Origin of the sequence: Actinotalea sp. C106, assembly GCF_023630195.1 — a bacterium.
Taxonomy (GTDB): Bacteria; Actinomycetota; Actinomycetes; order Actinomycetales; family Cellulomonadaceae; genus Actinotalea.
Map to the genome: position 1 here is coordinate 1 of NZ_JALPKN010000062.1, position 13785 is coordinate 13785.

General features: G+C 74.0%; 20 protein-coding genes and 1 pseudogene. 14 read left to right on the forward strand and 7 right to left on the reverse strand.

Annotated features, from left to right (window positions below):
• From L0B03_RS06345 to L0B03_RS06365, 5 genes and pseudogenes are all read left to right on the forward strand, one after another.
• A pseudogene (locus L0B03_RS06345) lies at positions 1 to 602 on the forward strand (NYN domain-containing protein); the annotation flags it as partial.
• A 39-nt stretch (positions 603 to 641) separates the two neighbouring features.
• The gene (locus tag L0B03_RS06350; RefSeq protein WP_250444934.1) at positions 642 to 920 is read left to right on the forward strand and encodes a GNAT family N-acetyltransferase; all 279 of its coding nucleotides are present in this window, start codon (positions 642 to 644) and stop codon (positions 918 to 920) included.
• Positions 917 to 1906 carry a YihY/virulence factor BrkB family protein gene (locus L0B03_RS06355; RefSeq protein ID WP_250444936.1) on the forward strand — a complete coding sequence of 330 codons (990 nt, stop codon included), beginning with the start codon at positions 917 to 919 and terminating at the stop codon, positions 1904 to 1906. Before L0B03_RS06350 ends, L0B03_RS06355 begins: the two co-directional genes overlap by 4 nt.
• Before the next feature lie 68 nt (positions 1907 to 1974).
• Positions 1975 to 2385: an ASCH domain-containing protein gene (locus tag L0B03_RS06360; RefSeq protein WP_374204896.1), complete on the forward strand. Its 411-nt coding sequence runs from the start codon at positions 1975 to 1977 to the stop codon at positions 2383 to 2385.
• The gene (locus L0B03_RS06365; protein WP_250444937.1) at positions 2382 to 3548 is read left to right on the forward strand and encodes an MFS transporter; all 1167 of its coding nucleotides are present in this window, start codon (positions 2382 to 2384) and stop codon (positions 3546 to 3548) included. The genes L0B03_RS06360 and L0B03_RS06365 overlap by 4 nt, the downstream gene beginning before the upstream one ends.
• Positions 3549 to 3588: 40 nt before the next feature.
• Here L0B03_RS06365 and L0B03_RS06370 read toward each other — a convergent pair whose 3' ends face one another.
• The 3 genes from L0B03_RS06370 to L0B03_RS06380 form a co-directional block, all read right to left on the reverse strand.
• A complete protein-coding gene (locus L0B03_RS06370) occupies positions 3589 to 4824 on the reverse strand; it encodes a M20 family metallopeptidase (RefSeq protein ID WP_250444939.1) in 1236 nt (411 codons plus the stop codon).
• A gap of 93 nt (positions 4825 to 4917) precedes the next feature.
• Positions 4918 to 5220 carry a DUF1905 domain-containing protein gene (locus tag L0B03_RS06375; RefSeq protein WP_250444941.1) on the reverse strand — a complete coding sequence of 101 codons (303 nt, stop codon included), beginning with the start codon at positions 5218 to 5220 and terminating at the stop codon, positions 4918 to 4920.
• Positions 5221 to 5298: 78 nt separating this feature from the next.
• A complete protein-coding gene (locus L0B03_RS06380; RefSeq protein ID WP_250444943.1) occupies positions 5299 to 6402 on the reverse strand; it encodes a GTP-binding protein in 1104 nt (367 codons plus the stop codon).
• Between the two features lie 150 nt (positions 6403 to 6552).
• Here L0B03_RS06380 and rpmB point away from each other — a divergent pair, with 150 nt between their 5' ends.
• Genes rpmB through L0B03_RS06415 form a run of 7 tightly spaced genes read left to right on the forward strand, consistent with a single transcriptional unit; the run spans position 6553 to position 8154 of the window.
• Positions 6553 to 6789 (forward strand): 50S ribosomal protein L28, encoded by a 237-nt coding sequence (gene rpmB, locus L0B03_RS06385; protein WP_208055473.1) that lies wholly within the window; start codon positions 6553 to 6555, stop codon positions 6787 to 6789.
• Positions 6789 to 6959 (forward strand): 50S ribosomal protein L33, encoded by a 171-nt coding sequence (gene rpmG, locus L0B03_RS06390; RefSeq protein ID WP_250444945.1) that lies wholly within the window; start codon positions 6789 to 6791, stop codon positions 6957 to 6959. Before rpmB ends, rpmG begins: the two co-directional genes overlap by 1 nt.
• 1 nt (position 6960) lies before the next feature.
• Positions 6961 to 7266, forward strand: coding sequence for a 30S ribosomal protein S14 (rpsN, locus tag L0B03_RS06395; RefSeq protein WP_250444947.1), 306 nt, complete (start codon positions 6961 to 6963; stop codon positions 7264 to 7266).
• Between the two features lie 12 nt (positions 7267 to 7278).
• Positions 7279 to 7569, forward strand: a complete 291-nt coding sequence (locus tag L0B03_RS06400) for a type B 50S ribosomal protein L31 (protein WP_250444949.1) — start codon at positions 7279 to 7281, stop codon at positions 7567 to 7569.
• Positions 7566 to 7688 carry a type B 50S ribosomal protein L36 gene (gene ykgO / locus L0B03_RS06405; RefSeq protein WP_208055469.1) on the forward strand — a complete coding sequence of 41 codons (123 nt, stop codon included), beginning with the start codon at positions 7566 to 7568 and terminating at the stop codon, positions 7686 to 7688. The genes L0B03_RS06400 and ykgO overlap by 4 nt, the downstream gene beginning before the upstream one ends.
• Entirely contained in the window at positions 7688 to 7858 is a 171-nt protein-coding gene (rpmF, locus tag L0B03_RS06410) for a 50S ribosomal protein L32 (protein ID WP_250444951.1), read from the forward strand. Before ykgO ends, rpmF begins: the two co-directional genes overlap by 1 nt.
• A 14-nt stretch (positions 7859 to 7872) precedes the next feature.
• Positions 7873 to 8154, forward strand: coding sequence for an HU family DNA-binding protein (locus tag L0B03_RS06415; protein ID WP_250444953.1), 282 nt, complete (start codon positions 7873 to 7875; stop codon positions 8152 to 8154).
• Positions 8155 to 8230: 76 nt separating this feature from the next.
• Here the strand turns inward: L0B03_RS06415 and L0B03_RS06420 are convergent, their stop codons facing one another.
• Entirely contained in the window at positions 8231 to 8791 is a 561-nt protein-coding gene (locus tag L0B03_RS06420) for a GNAT family N-acetyltransferase (RefSeq protein WP_250444955.1), read from the reverse strand.
• 148 nt (positions 8792 to 8939) lie between these two features.
• Here L0B03_RS06420 and L0B03_RS06425 point away from each other — a divergent pair, with 148 nt between their 5' ends.
• Positions 8940 to 9791, forward strand: a complete 852-nt coding sequence (locus L0B03_RS06425) for a formate/nitrite transporter family protein (protein WP_250444956.1) — start codon at positions 8940 to 8942, stop codon at positions 9789 to 9791.
• A 31-nt stretch (positions 9792 to 9822) separates the two neighbouring features.
• On the opposite strand, the gene L0B03_RS06430 is transcribed toward L0B03_RS06425, so the two are convergent.
• Genes L0B03_RS06430 through L0B03_RS06440 form a run of 3 tightly spaced genes read right to left on the reverse strand, consistent with a single transcriptional unit; the run spans position 9823 to position 12955 of the window.
• A complete protein-coding gene (locus L0B03_RS06430; protein ID WP_250444957.1) occupies positions 9823 to 10971 on the reverse strand; it encodes a M20 family metallopeptidase in 1149 nt (382 codons plus the stop codon).
• On the reverse strand, positions 10968 to 12116 hold the full coding sequence (gene menC, locus L0B03_RS06435) for an o-succinylbenzoate synthase (RefSeq protein WP_250444958.1): 1149 nt from the start codon (positions 12114 to 12116) through the stop codon (positions 10968 to 10970). Before menC ends, L0B03_RS06430 begins: the two co-directional genes overlap by 4 nt.
• Complete coding sequence (locus tag L0B03_RS06440) at positions 12113 to 12955, reverse strand: hypothetical protein (RefSeq protein WP_250444959.1); 843 nt, start codon at positions 12953 to 12955, stop codon at positions 12113 to 12115. Before L0B03_RS06440 ends, menC begins: the two co-directional genes overlap by 4 nt.
• A 56-nt stretch (positions 12956 to 13011) precedes the next feature.
• On the opposite strand from L0B03_RS06440, the gene L0B03_RS06445 reads away from it, so the two are divergent.
• Positions 13012 to 13659 carry a nitroreductase family protein gene (locus L0B03_RS06445; protein WP_250444960.1) on the forward strand — a complete coding sequence of 216 codons (648 nt, stop codon included), beginning with the start codon at positions 13012 to 13014 and terminating at the stop codon, positions 13657 to 13659.
• Positions 13660 to 13785 lie beyond the last annotated feature (126 nt).

Here is a 13785-nt window from a genome sequence, read left to right on the forward strand (position 1 = left end):
CCGTCCTGCGGGCGGTGCGCGTCGCGGACCGCCCCCTCAACGGCGGTCACGTCGCCCAGACCGCGCAGAAGGCCGACCCGGCCCTGGCCACCTCGAGCTGGGACGGCGCCGGCGGGTTCTTCCCGTGGCTCGCCCGCGAGGTGCCCGAGCTCGGCGCGTCCTCGGGGTTCGTGTGGGACCCCAAGAGGTTCAGCGAGGCCGACCTCCCGACCGCTGCCGGTGTGGACCTCCCCCCGCTGCAGCGTCAGGTCGTCGAGGTGACCGACATCCCCAACCTGCCGACCGAGCGCTACCGCGTGCTCCTGACGGCCCTGGCCGACGACGTCAAGCAGACCCCCTTCGACCGGCCCGAGACGGCCCGCCGGGTGCGGGACGCCTGCCAGGCCGCCGGGGAGCCGATCGGCCGCGCCTCGGTCAACACCGTGATCTCGGGGGTGCTCTACGCGGGGCTGGACCTCGCGGCCCGGCCCGCCGTGGCCAAGGTCGCCGAGACCTGGGCGGACAACGTCGTCGGGCTGTGCCGCGGGGCGCGCATGGAGCTGCGCCCCGAGGACGTCGCCGCGATCCGGGCCTGGGTCGGGGGCGGTCTGCTCAAGCGCTGAGCCGAGCTTCCCAGCAGGTCCGGTCAGTAGGGTCGACCCATGCCTGACGACGTGAGCCCCCCGTGGTCGGTGCGGGACGCGACACCAGCCGACGGCGAGGCCTGCGCCCGGATCTACGCGCCCTACGTCACGGACACGACGGTGACCTTCGAGACGGAGAGCCCCACGGCGCAGGAGATGACGACCAGGATCGAGGCAGCCCAGGCGCAGCACGCCTGGCTGGTGCTCGAGGCGGGCGGCGCCGTGCAGGGGTACGCCTACGGCGGTACCTCCGAGCGGGTCCTCGGCCCGACCGTGCCTGCGCAGGGGCCCACGTGAAGCTGCGCGCCGGTCCGCGGGGCTCGGGGGTGCTCGACCGCCTCGACGCGCTCGCCGACCGGCACCCCGTGATGCTCGGCCGGGACAACCTGGCGCTCCTGGCCGTCCGCGGGGTGCGGCGCTCGATCGAGGTCCGGGTCACCGGCCTGGCGGCCGAGATGACCTACTACGCGATCATCTCGTTGCTCCCGCTGCTCACCGCCTTCGGGGCGGCGCTCGGCTTCCTCGAGCGGGTGGTCGGGGACGAGCAGGTCACCGAGATCGAGGACGGCCTCGTGGACGGCCTGGCGCGGGTGTTCGACCAGGAGGTCACCACCGACGTCCTCGCGCCTCTGGTGCGCAGCCTGCTGCGCGAGGAGCGCACCGGCGTGGCCGTGACGAGCGTCGCGGTCGCCCTGTGGCTCGCGAGCCGCATGTTCCGCGCCGTCATCCGGGCCCTGGACGACGCCTACCGCGTCCCGGAGCGTCGTGGCCTGCTGGGTCAGTGGGGGCTGGGGCTGGGGATGTCCCTCGGGGCGGTGGTGACCCTCGTCTCCCTGCTCGGGATGCTCGTGATCGGGCCGCTGCTGGGTGGTGGGCAGCAGATCGCGGCGTGGTTCGGCTGGGGGGACGCCTTCGAGGGGGCGTGGGCCGTGCTCCGGTGGCCGGCGATCGGCCTGGTCTGCGTCGCCTTCCTGACGCTCCTGTACCGCTGGGGGCCCAACGTGGTGACCACCTGGCGACGCTGCCTGCCCGGTGCGGTGGTCGGGATGATCGGGCTGGTGGCTGTGGCCCTCGCCTTCCAGGTCTACCTCGGTGTCGCCGGGCCGGGGGCTCCCGACGTGGGAGAGGCCGACGCCGCGGTCCGGGTCGCCGCGCAGGTGATCGGCGCTGCCCTGGCCGGCATCCTGTGGCTCTGGCTCAGCGCGATCGTCGTGCTCGTCGGCGGCGTGGTCAACGCCGAGCTGCAGGCCCAGCGCCACGAGCCGGCACTGCCCGCCACCTGAGGTGGGCTGACGTCCTGCGGCGTCGGCACCCGGCGTCCGGCTTGTGAAGGACCTGGCAAGATCCTCCGGTGACCTCCGACGCCCGCAGCCGGCCCGTCGCCCCGCACGACGAGGCGACGGCCCGCAGGATGTGGGACGAGTACGTCGCGGCTCACCCCGGGCTGCCGGCCGAGGAGCCGGTGGTCGACCACTTCGGCGACTCGGCGGGCCTCGCGGACGAGCTGCTCGACCTCGTGCTGCACGGTCCCAAGCGCGCCACCGCCGCACTGGTCGTGGAGTTCGTCGAGTCGGGGGAGCCCCTGCCGCGGCTCGGTTCCCACTGGGTGGCCTGCGACGGCGACGGGGGCCCGCGGGCGATCCTGCGGTCGACCGAGCTGCGCCTCGAGGTGGTCTTCGAGCGGTTCGCCGTGGTGTGGCCCCCTGAGCACGCCGACGGGACCGAGCACGCCGACGGGGGAGCGTCCGGGTCCACCTCGTGACGGCACGCCTGTGGTCGCGGAGCTTCGTGCTCGCCCTGGCGGTCGGCTTCTTCCTCTCGATGGTCTTCTACCTGCTGATGACCACGATGGCGCTCTACGCCGTCGAGCGCTTCGGTGCGGCGGACGCCGAGGCGGGGCTGGCCTCGTCGATGTACATCGTCGGAGCGCTGGCCTCGCGGGCCTGGGCCGGGGCGGCCGCGGACGTCCTGGGCCGACGGCGCGTGCTCCTCGCCGGGCTCGTGCTCTTCGTCCTCGCCTCGCTGAGCTACCCCGCCGCGGGCAGCCTGGTCCTCCTGCTCGTGGTGCGCTTCGTCCACGGCGCGGCCTTCGGGGCAGCGCACACGGCGGTGTCGGCGACCGTGCAGTCCCTGATCCCGCCCTCGCGGCGGGCTGAGGGGACGGGCTACTTCGGCATGAGCGCGACCCTGGCGACGGCCGTCGGGCCCCTGCTGGCGATCGTCCTGGTCGACGGCCCCGGCTACACCGCCCTGTTCGCGGCCTCGGCCGTCGCCTCGGTGCTGGCGATGCTCGCGGCCCTCGCGCTGCACGCACCCCAGGAGCGGCCGGCCCGTGCACCGGGGGCCCGGCGGCCCGCGCTCGGCGGGCTGATCGAGCCCGCAGCCCTGCCGATCGCCTCGGTGGCCCTCGTCCTGGGGGCCGCGTTCTCGGGGATCCTGACCTTCGTCACGTCCTTCGCCCAGAGCATCGAGCTGGGCGGGGCCGCGGCGGCCTTCTTCCTCGTGTACGCCCTCGTCGTGCTCGTCGCACGCCTGGTCGCGGGCCGCCTCCAGGACGCCCGCGGGGACGACGTCGTCATGTACCCGGCGATCGCCTGCTTCGCGGCGGCGATGGTGGTGCTCGCCGTCACCTCGAACGCCCCGATGCTGCTGCTGGCCGGGGCCCTGGCCGGGGCGGGGTTCGGCACGTTCATGTCTGCCGGCCAGGCGATCGCGGTCACGGCCAGCTCACCGGTGCGGGTAGGGCGGGCGGTGGGGACGTACTTCCTGCTGCTGGACCTCGGCACCGGGGTGGGGCCGGTGCTGCTGGGCCTGCTCGTGACCGCGGGGGGCTACGGGCTCATGTACGCGGTGCTCGCTGTCGTGGTCGTGGGCGGGGGCTTCCTGTACCGCCGGGTCCACGGCGGGCGGCGAGCCGGGGGCTGACCGGGCTCACCACGAGCCCCCGCTCAGCCCAGGCCTGCGGTCAGCCCTGCTCGAGGCGGTCCAGGGCCAGGCCGGCGAGGAGGGCTGCCGCGACGGGCAGGGCGCTGTCGTCGTACCGCGCCCGTGCGGAGTGGTTGTACGGCGCGGTCGCCGGGTCCGCGTCGGGTGGCGTCGCCCCGAGGAAGAGGAAGGCCCCCGGCACCTCCTGCAGCACGTAGGAGAAGTCCTCCGCCCCGGACACGGGCCGGGGCGCGGTCTCGTAGTGCTCGGGCCCGAGCATGGCCGTGGCGACCCGTGCCGCGCGGGCCACCTCGTCGGCGTCGTTGACGGTGACCGGGTAGCCCCGCACGTAGTCGACCTCGGCCGTGAGCCCGTGGGCCGCGGCCACGTGCTCGACCAGCCGGGTGAGGACCCCGGGCACCGCGGTGTGGTGCTCGTGGGAGAACGTCCGGATCGTCGCGGCGAGCTCAGCCGTCGCGGGGATGACGTTGTCGGTGGTGCCAGCCTGGATCCGCCCGACCGAGACCACCACGGGGTCGTGGGCGTCGAGCTGCCGGGTCACCGCCGTCTGCATGGCCAGGACGATCTCGGCGGCGACCGTGACCGGGTCCGCGGCGAGGTGGGGCATCGACCCGTGACCGCCGCGGCCGTGGATCGTCACGTACATCTGGTCGGCTGCCGCCATCGCGGTCCCCGGACGGCCGGTCACGACGCCGAGGGGCACCATCGCCGAGACCACGTGCACCCCGTAGGCGGCGACCACGCGCTCACCGGCAGCGTCGAGGACCCCCTCCTCGATCATGTACCGGGCGCCGTGGACCCCCTCCTCGCCCGGCTGGAACATGAAGACCACCGAGCCGGCGATCTCGTCCCGTCGTGCCGCGAGCAACCGGGCGGCCCCCACCAGTCCCGCCACGTGCAGGTCGTGGCCGCAGGCGTGCATCACGCCGGGGTGCTCGCTGGTGAAGGGCTCGCCCGTCTCCTCGGTCACCGGGAGGGCGTCCATGTCCCCGCGCAGCAGGACGGCAGGCCCCGGGTGCCCGCCGCGCAGCACGGCCGTCACGGAGCTGACGGCCGTGCCGGTGATGATCTCGAGGTCCAGACCCTCGAGGGCCTCCAGCACCCGAGCCTGGGTGAGCGGCAGGTCGAGCCCGATCTCGGGGATCCGGTGCAGGTCGTGGCGCAGCGCGGCGAGGTCGGGCCCGAGGGCCTGCGCCTCGGTGAGCAGGGCGGCCGAGGTCACGGCGCTGGGAGGCTGGAGGTGGGACTCGGTCACAAGGGCTCCTCGGGACTGCCCGGCACCCGGGCGCGGATCGTCCTCCGGACGCTATCTGCTGTGAGGGGTCGGGATCACCTGGGCCCTGCGCCCTCAGAGGTCGACGAGCGTGATGCTCACCCGCACGGCGTCCCCGACCGCCAGGCCCTCGGCCGCCCGGACGGCCTTCTTGACCGGCAGGACGTACGTGGCCTCGGTGCTGCTCGGGAACAGCGAGGTGCGCCACACGGTCGCCCCCACGCGCACCTGCACCCGGACCGAACCGAACCCGCGCGCGACGGGAGCGGCGACGTCGAGCACCTCGTCGGCGATCTCCGGGGGCAGGCTGACGAAGGTCCACCCGTCGCCGCGGCCCGCCTGCCACAGCCACAGGGGCGCCTCGAAGCTATGCTCCATGCCGCCACTGTGCACCACGCCGCTGACATCGCGACGACGGCACACGCCACGGCGGCCGGTGGACCGAGGACGTCGGGCTCAGAGCGACTCGCGTGCCCCGAGCCAGGGCTCGAGGGCGTCGTGGTGGGCGGCCCAGGCATCGGGGCCGCGGCGCATCTCCTCAGGAGTCAGGAGCACGCGGTCGAAGGCCGCCCGCAGGCGCGGAGCCTCGTCCCCGGTACCGGTCACGACCAGGCGGGTGACCGGACGCGCGCGTCCCCACGGCCCCAGGGTGCCGATGCTGAGCTGCCCGCCCGCGCCGTCCCAGGCGCAGGCCGCCTCGGGCCGGTCGGCGACCCAGAACACCCCGCGCGACCGGAGCCTGCCCGAGCCGAGGGCAGCGACGTGGTCGACGAACCGCTCGGGGTGGACCGGACGGTCGTCGACCAGCTCGATGGTCCAGACCCCGCTGCCCGAGGTGCTGCGGGTCGGGGCGGCCTGGACGGGGTCGAGCCGTGCCTCGCCGCGTCGGCTGTTGTGCCGGGTGCTCAGCAGGCTACGGACGTCGAGGTCGTGCAGCCCGTCCTGGCGCAGGCCATCCCGGGCCCGGGTGTGGTCGACGAGGTCTGACCCCTGGGGGTGCAGGTCGACGTCCCCGGTGGTCAGCACGAGGTCGGCGTGGGCGAGCTGGGCGGCCAAGGCCTCGCCGACCGAGCGACGGTCGTCTCCGGTCAGGGCGAGGTCGCGCTCCTCGAGGAGGTCGTCGCCGAGCAGGTCCTCGACGACGGTCTCGACGTCGACCACCGCGAGCACAGAGGCGAGGCGGACCCCGGGCAGCTCACCACCGCGGCTGGTGGCCCCGCTCAGCGCGCGGGTGACCGGCAGGGACTCGGCTGAGACGGGCAGCGCCAGGGCCAGGGCGTCCCAGCGGCCGTCCGCGGCGAGCCTGCGCAGTGTGGGCAGCGCATCCTCGCGCACGGCGCAGCTGAGGCACGCGTGCTCGAGGGGGACGCGCACGTCCTCGACCACCCCGGTGCCGTCGATCACCACCCGACGGATCTCGCCGTCGCCCATCGCGTCCTCGAGGATGTCGTGGCGCAGGACCACGGTCGCGGGGGTGTCGGTGACCAGGCCCATGACGGCGGAGTCACGCAGGACGGGGTCGATGGTCGCCAGGACGGTGAGCGGCAGACGCGGGGCCATGGTTCTCCCTCGGGGGGTCGGGGACGGGGCTGGGCAGCAGTCGACGACACTGTACCCGTTTGACGAGAATGATTCTCAGTCTCTAGATTGCGAGTCGTCCCGTCAACCACGACCCGACCGCGGCTCACCCCTGCGGCCCAGGAGGTCCCCATGGCAGCCGTCTGCCAGGTGCTCGGCACCTCGCCCGGCTTCGGCCACTCGATCTCGCACTCCCACGTGCGGACCAAGCGCCGGTTCGACCCCAACATCCAGCGCAAGCGTTACTGGGTGCCCTCGCTCGGTCGGCACGTGCGGCTGAACGTCAGCGTCCGAGGGATCCGCACGATCGATCGTCGAGGCATCGATGCGGTCGTGGCCGAGATCCTGGCGCGCGGGGAGAAGGTCTGATGGCGGCCAAGCGCCAGGACCTGCGGCCCATCGTCACGATCCGGTCGACCGCCGGGACAGGTGCCTCCTACGTCACCACCAAGAACCGCCGCACCACCCCCGAGCGCCTCGTGATGCGCAAGTTCGACTGGGTGATCCGTCGGCACGTCGACTTCCGCGAGGAGCGCTGAGATGGCCAAGAAGAGCAAGATCGCCCGCAACGAGCACCGCAAGGAGGTCGTCGCCCGCTACGCCGAGAGACGACGCGAGCTCAAGGCCGCCTCGGTCGACCCGCACCGCACCGCTGCCGAGCGCGCCGAGGCCATGCGAGCCCTGCACGCCCTGCCCAGGGACGCGAGCCCGACCCGTGTCCGCAACCGCGACGTCGCCGACGGCCGCCCGCGCGGCTACCTCGGAGTCTTCGGGCTCTCCCGGATCCGCATGCGTCAGATGGCCCACCGGGGCGAGCTGCCCGGCATCACCAAGTCCAGCTGGTAGGAGAGCCACGCCATGAAGAAGGACATCCACCCCGAGTACCGGCCGGTGGTCTTCCGCGACGTCACGGCTGACTTCTCGATCCTCACCAGGTCGACCATGACCTCGGCGCAGACGATCGAGTGGTCCGACGGAGCGACGTACCCGGTGATCGACGTCGACGTCTCGAGCGCGAGCCACCCGTTCTACACCGGCCGCACCCGCGTGCTCGACACCGCGGGCCGGGTCGAGAAGTTCCGTCGCCGCTACGGCGTCGCCGTGCCCCCGGCGTCCACCCCGGCCGCGGACGTCGAGGACGCTTCGTGAAGGTCCGGGCCTCGCTGGCCTCGCTCAAGAAGAAGGACGGCTCGATCGTCGTGCGACGTCGCGGGCGCACCTTCGTCATCAACAAGAAGAACCCCCGGTGGAAGGGCAGGCAGGGCTGATGGCCGTCCCCAAGCGCAAGATGTCGCGCAGCCGCACACGATCCCGGCGCGCGCAGTGGACCGCAACGCCGGTCGAGCTCGTCCCCGTGACCGTCGACGGGCGCACCGTCCAGGTGCCCCGCCGTCTCGTCCGCGCCGTCCGGCGTGGGCTCGTCCAGATCGACCCATGACCTCAGGAGCACCCGTGAGCCTCACCCGTACCGACGTCGTCGCCCAGATCGCCGAGCGCAGCGGACTCAGCAAGGCGCAGGCCGACGCTGCCCTCGCGAGCCTCCAGGCGGTGCTCGTCGATGCCCTCCGGGCCGGTGAGGCCGTGCGCATCACCGGCCTGCTCGGCGTCGAGCGTGCCGAGCGGGCCGCTCGGACCGGGCGCAACCCGCGCACCGGCGAGCCTCTCGAGATCCCCGCCGGGCACGTCGCCCGGGTCACCGCCGGCCAGGCCCTCAAGGACGCCGCCAAGGGCTGAGCCGACCCCCCTCGGCCAGCAGCCTGCCTGCACGTGGTGCCCTTCTCCAGGGCGCACGCGCAGGCAGGCGGGTCGCCTACAGCTCTCGGCGCATGAGCCACCGCGGCCGGTGGCCCGAGTGCGCGGTGGTCGTCGAGGCGCGGTGGAAGCCGGCGGCCTCGAACAGCTCGACGGTGCCCACGTACCCCGAGATCTGGTCGATGCGGGTGCCACCGGTCTCGGCCGGGTAGCCCTCGACGACCTCGGCCCCGTGCGCGGCGGCATGCTCGACCGCACCCGCGAGAAGGTGGTGCATCAGGCCCTGCCGCCGGAACGGTGGACGGACCACGAAGCACACCACGCTCCATGCGTCACGGTCGTCGAGGAACGGGATGGTGCGCGACCTCGTCAGGCGCCGGTACGTCGACCGGGGTGCCACCGAGCACCAACCGGCGACCTCCTCGTCCACGTAGGCCAGGACCCCGGGGCCCGGGTCGGCGTCGCACTCCTGGCGCATGTAGTCCGGTCGCTCCAGGTCGGGGACCCTGGAGTCGCGGTAGCTCATGCACCAGCACCCCTTCGCGCCGGGCCTGCGGGTCCCGACCACCGTGGTGAAGTCCTCGAAGCGCCCCACGGCCGAGCGCACGACGATGGCCATGAGGCGACGCTAGCCCGAGGCGCCGACACCAGAGGGGCTCTCGGGTGCGGCGAGGTGGGCGAAGCGGCCTCTCTCGCCCTGCGGCCCGGTGGCGTCCGTGGTGAGGTGACCGTCACGGGGACCGACCTCGAAGAGACGGAGACGGCGCATGGCAGCGCAGGACGAGCGGCTCCCCGACCGCGAGGGCCGCGAGGACCATCTGACCCCGGTGGACCGGGAGGACGACCCGACCACCACCGAGGAGAAGGACGTCGCCCTGGACCGGGTCGTCCTCGAGGGGCGGCCGCGTCTCTACCGCACGACGCCGGACCTGCTCGCCACGGGAGTCGTCGCGGGCGTCGAGGTCGGCATCGGCGTGCTCGCCCTGCTCGCGGTGGAGGCCGCGACCGGTAGCCGCCTGCTCGCCGCGCTGGCCTTCTCGATCGGTTTCATCGCCCTGCGCCTGGGCCACAGCGAGCTGTTCACCGAGGGCTTCCACGTGCCCATCGTGGTCGTCGCCGCCGGTCAGGCGACCTGGGCCCGGCTGCTGCGGCTGTGGGGGGGAACCCTCGTCGGCAACCTCGTCGGGGGGTGGCTCGTCGCGTGGTTGATCGCCGTCGGGCTCCCCGACCTCCACGAGGTGGCCGACGAGTACGCCCATGAGTTCCTCGAGGCTCCGCTGGACCTGCGCACCTTCGTCCTGGCGGTCCTCGCCGGCGCCGCGATCACCCTGCTGACCCGCATGCAGAACGGCACCCAGGACGAGGTCGCCGCGCTGGTCGCCGCGGTCGCCATCGCCTTCGTGATCGTCGGCACCGGGCTCTTCCACTCGATCCTCGACACCCTGCTGATCTTCGTCGCGATCCATGCGGGCGTTCAGGGAGCGGGCTACGCGGCGTGGCTGCCGTGGTTCGGCTTCGTCGTCGCGGGCAACCTCGTCGGCGGGCTGGTGCTCGTCACGCTGCTGCGCCTGGTGCGGAGCCGCGAGCGCCTCGAGCAGTGGCGCGAGGCCGACTCCTGAGCCGGCACGGCCTGATCCTGCACGCCCTGCCTCAGCGGGTGAGGCGGTCCACCAGGCCCGCGAGCAGGGCTGTGCGCTCGGCCACGTAGGACAGGTCCACGTGCTCGTGGTCGGCGTGCGCCCCGTCGCCGACAGCGCCGAGCCCGTCGAGGGTCGCGATGCCCAGCCCGGCGGTGAAGTTCCCGTCCGAGGCGCCGCCGACCGCGACGCCCGCGACGGGACGGGTGCCCAGCTCGTGGGCCACCTGCTGAGCCATCGCGAGCAGGTCCCTCGACGTCCCCTCCTCCATCGGTGGGCGGTTGATCCCGCCGGTCACCGTGACCAGGGCCCCGGGGGTCTGCGGCTCGAGGGCCCGGATCTCGCGGTCGACGCGTTGCTGCTCGGCCGTGGTCACCGCGCGGACGTCGACCGCGACGCGGGCGTGCGCGGGGACGGTGTTGGTCGCCGTGCCGATGCTCCCGCTGGTCGGGGTCACGGTGGTGCCGAGCTGGTGGTCGCTCAGGGCCGCGACCCGGGGGATCTGCCGGGCTAGCTCGACCCCGGCGTTGACCCCCTTCTCGGGCTCGAGCCCGGCGTGCGCCGCGAGGCCGGCGACCTCCACCTGGTAGAGCGAGACGCCCTTGCGGGCCGTCTTGAGGGCCCCGCCCGGACCTGCGGCCTCGAGCACGAGGACCGCGGCGCAGCCCTGGGCCTCGGCCTCGATCACCGCGCGAGAGGTCGCCGAACCGGTCTCCTCGTCGCTCGTGACGAGGAGGGTCACCCCGTCCAGGGGGTCGGGGCCACCTGCCTGCCGGGCCTCGTCGACCAGCGCGCAGGCCACCAGCGCCTGGACCACCCCGGTCTTCATGTCCAGGCACCCCGGTCCGCGCAGCACGCCGTCGGCCACCGAGGTGGGGATTCGTTCGAGGGTGCCCAGGGGCCAGACCGTGTCGTGGTGACCGAGCAGCAGCACCCGGCGCGGCCCTGAGCCGAGGCGCCACAGCAGGTGGTGACCGCCCTGCGCGGTCAGGGTCACCGGGGCGCGGCCGAGGATCCTCGTGCCCACCTCGGCCACGAGCTCTGCCGATCGGGCCACCGCCGTGGGCTCGTGGGACGGGGACTCGTGGTCCACGAGGCGCCGTACGTCGTCGAGGATCTCGTCGAGCCTGCGCCGGGCCGCAGCGAGGTAGGGGGCGGTCACAGGCCGACCACGGCAGCGGCCTCGTGGCCTGGTGCCGGGGTCCAGGACTGCCGGACCGTCACGGCCTCGAGCCGCTCGGCGTCCACCTCGACCCCCAGCCCGGGCCCGGTGGGCACGGCGATCCTGCCCTCGTCCAGCACGAACGGGTCGGTCACGTCCTGGGCGTAGAAGCGGTCCGAGGCCGAGATGTCCCCCGGCAGGGTGAACCCGGGCAGGGCGGCGAGGGCCGCGTTGGCAGCCCGTCCGACGCCGGTCTCGAGCATCCCGCCGCACCACACGGGCACCCCGTGGGCGCGCGCGACGTCGTGGATCCGGACCGCCTCGAGGTATCCGCCGACCCGGCCGGCCTTGACGTTGATCACCTGCGTCGCGCCGAGGGTGATCGCGTCCGCGGCGACCTTGGCCGAGACGATCGACTCGTCGAGGCAGATCGGCGTCTGCAGCTGGGTGGCGAGGGCCGCGTGCTGGACCAGGTCGTCCTCCGCGAGGGGCTGCTCGATGAGCAGCAGGCCCAGGTCGTCGAGCTGGCGCAGCAGCCGCGCGTCGGAGAGCGTGTACGCGGCGTTGGCGTCCACCTGGAGCAGCAGGTCGTCGCCGAAGGTGCGGCGCAGCAGCCGGGTGGGTTCGACGTCCCAGCCCGGGCGGATCTTGATCTTGATCCGGGCGTAGCCCTGGTCGAGGTAGTCCTGCACCGTCGCGAGCAGGGCGTCCAGGCTCGGCATGATCCCGACGGACACCCCCGAGGGCACGTGCGTGCGGTCGGCGCCGAGGTAGCTCGCGAAGGACTCGTCCCGTTCGTGCAGCGCGGCGTCCAGCAGGGCGAGCTCGACGGCGGCCTTGGTCATCCGGTGCCCGACGATGTGCTCGACCCGGCCTGCGACGTGCCGCGGGTTGATCGGCCCGACGCCGAGCAGGGCCGGGTACAGGAAGCGGTGCAGCACGTCCCAGGCCCCCTCGGTGTGCTCGGAGGAGTACAGCGGCATCGGCATGGTCACGCACTCGCCCCAGCCCTCCGCCCCCGCGGTCACGGCTCGGACGAGGATCACCTCACGCTCGTCCTGCCGCCCGAACGACGTCTCGAAGGGGGCCACGAGCGGGATGCGCAGCACGCGGGTCTCGAAGCCATGGGGTGTCACGGATGTCATCGGGGGCCTCCCAGCAGGTAATGGCCCGAGGCGGCGGTGAAGCCGAGGATCTCGTGGCCGGTCTCGAGCCGTGCCTGCAGTGCGTCCCGCACCGCCGTGCGCCACCACCCTGCCAGGTCCGCGTCGCTCGCCCGCAGCGACTCGACGTCGGCCGGTACCACGATGCGCACCCACGGGGCGTCGTCGGGCACCGGGGCGGGGGCCGGCCGGCCGGCCGTGGTCAGCGTGAGGGCGACCGGGGCGGCGAGCGCCTCGACCGGGGGTGGGGGCGGGGGCCAGGGCCGTGAGACCTCCCACTCGACGTGCAGCCGGTCGGTCGCGTCCCCACGGTTGATCTCGTCCCCCATGGACCCGTAGAAGTCCGCGAGGTAGTCCGTGACCCGCGCGCCGAGCCGGGCCAGGTTGAGGTGCGCGTTGCGGGCGACGAGGGGGTCGAAGGTCCAGCTGATCGACCGCAGGCCCCGCTCGAGGGCCCAGGCCCGCTGGTCGAGCTTGAGGGCCGTCCCCACGCCCGCCCCCCGTCGCCCCGCCCGCACCCCCGTCACGTGCGAGTGCAGGCGCCGGGCGTCCGGCTCGGCGAAGAACGCGGCGCTGGCACCGATCAGCTCCCCGTCAGCGGTCGAGTAGACGCCCATGACGTAGCTGCCGGCGTGCTCGAGGGCTCGCATCGCGGGCGCCGCGAGGGCGTCCGGGGTGCCCCAGATGCCACGGAGCACCTGGACCGCGCGTCCCACCTCGGCCGCGGAGTCGAGCGGTCGGACGGCGATCCCTGCGGCGCGGCACCGCTGCTCGGCCAGGGCGCGGGCCTCCTCGGCGACGCGTTCGCTGGGCTCTGGCACCAGCCCATCATGCCGGTGCTCCGCGCCCAGGGGCGTCGCACGGCAGGATCATCCCCATGGAGTTCCAGGAGGTCGTCCGCCGTCGGCGCATGGTCCGGTCCTACGCCGAGGACCCAGTCGACCCGGTGGTGCTCGACCGCGTGGTGGCCAACGCCCTGCGCGCCCCGAGCGCCGGGTTCAGCCAGGGGTGGGGGTTCCTCGTCCTGGACACCCCGCAGGACGTCGCGCGCTTCTGGCGGGCGACCACGCCCCGCCCGGCCGAGCCGATCGCGGCCGCCAGGCCACCCAGCCGGTGGCTGCGTGGCATGAGCGCCGCCCCGGTGGTGGTGGTCCCGTTGTCCGACGAGTCGGCCTACCGGCGGCGCTACGCCGAGCGGGACAAGCCCGGGCGCACCTGGCCGGTGCCGTACTGGCACGTCGACACCGGCATGGCGGCGTTCCTGATCCTCCAGTCGGCGGTCGACGCGGGGCTGGGGGCCTGCTTCTTCGGGATCCCCGAGGAGCAGGTCGACACCTTCCGCCAGGAGTTCGCCGTCCCGGGGACGCACGTCCCCGTGGGAGCGGTGACCCTCGGGCACCCGGCACGGGACGAGGAACCGGGCGGGTCACCGACGCGCCGACCGCGCCGGCCCGTGGCCGAGGTGGTCCACCGCGGTCAGTGGGGAGCGGGGCCCTCCAGGGCGGAGCGGGTCCCGGGGACCTGAAACTCTACGCGCTCGCGGACGTCGAGCGGCAGCGCTGCCCAGTCGGCCGGGGTGTCGAGGTCGGTCCCGGTGCCGGGGCGGTGCACCACGGCGGCGTCGAGCCCGAGGCGCGCCAAGTCGGAGGCC

What these genes read in the sequence shown, in the direction of transcription:
- rpmF (WP_250444951.1), top strand. Translation starts at nt 7,688, where the DNA reads ATGGCCGTCCCCAAGCGCAAGATGTCGCGCAGCCGCACACGATCCCGG.
- L0B03_RS06350 (WP_250444934.1), top strand. Translation starts at nt 642, where the DNA reads ATGCCTGACGACGTGAGCCCCCCGTGGTCGGTGCGGGACGCGACACCA.
- L0B03_RS06445 (WP_250444960.1), top strand. Translation starts at nt 13,012, where the DNA reads ATGGAGTTCCAGGAGGTCGTCCGCCGTCGGCGCATGGTCCGGTCCTAC.
- menC (WP_250444958.1), bottom strand. Translation starts at nt 12,116, where the DNA reads ATGACATCCGTGACACCCCATGGCTTCGAGACCCGCGTGCTGCGCATC.
- L0B03_RS06375 (WP_250444941.1), bottom strand. Translation starts at nt 5,220, where the DNA reads ATGGAGCATAGCTTCGAGGCGCCCCTGTGGCTGTGGCAGGCGGGCCGC.
- rpsN (WP_250444947.1), top strand. Translation starts at nt 6,961, where the DNA reads ATGGCCAAGAAGAGCAAGATCGCCCGCAACGAGCACCGCAAGGAGGTC.
- L0B03_RS06425 (WP_250444956.1), top strand. Translation starts at nt 8,940, where the DNA reads ATGGCAGCGCAGGACGAGCGGCTCCCCGACCGCGAGGGCCGCGAGGAC.
- L0B03_RS06380 (WP_250444943.1), bottom strand. Translation starts at nt 6,402, where the DNA reads ATGGCCCCGCGTCTGCCGCTCACCGTCCTGGCGACCATCGACCCCGTC.
- L0B03_RS06420 (WP_250444955.1), bottom strand. Translation starts at nt 8,791, where the DNA reads ATGGCCATCGTCGTGCGCTCGGCCGTGGGGCGCTTCGAGGACTTCACC.
- L0B03_RS06400 (WP_250444949.1), top strand. Translation starts at nt 7,279, where the DNA reads ATGAAGAAGGACATCCACCCCGAGTACCGGCCGGTGGTCTTCCGCGAC.
- rpmG (WP_250444945.1), top strand. Translation starts at nt 6,789, where the DNA reads ATGGCGGCCAAGCGCCAGGACCTGCGGCCCATCGTCACGATCCGGTCG.
- rpmB (WP_208055473.1), top strand. Translation starts at nt 6,553, where the DNA reads ATGGCAGCCGTCTGCCAGGTGCTCGGCACCTCGCCCGGCTTCGGCCAC.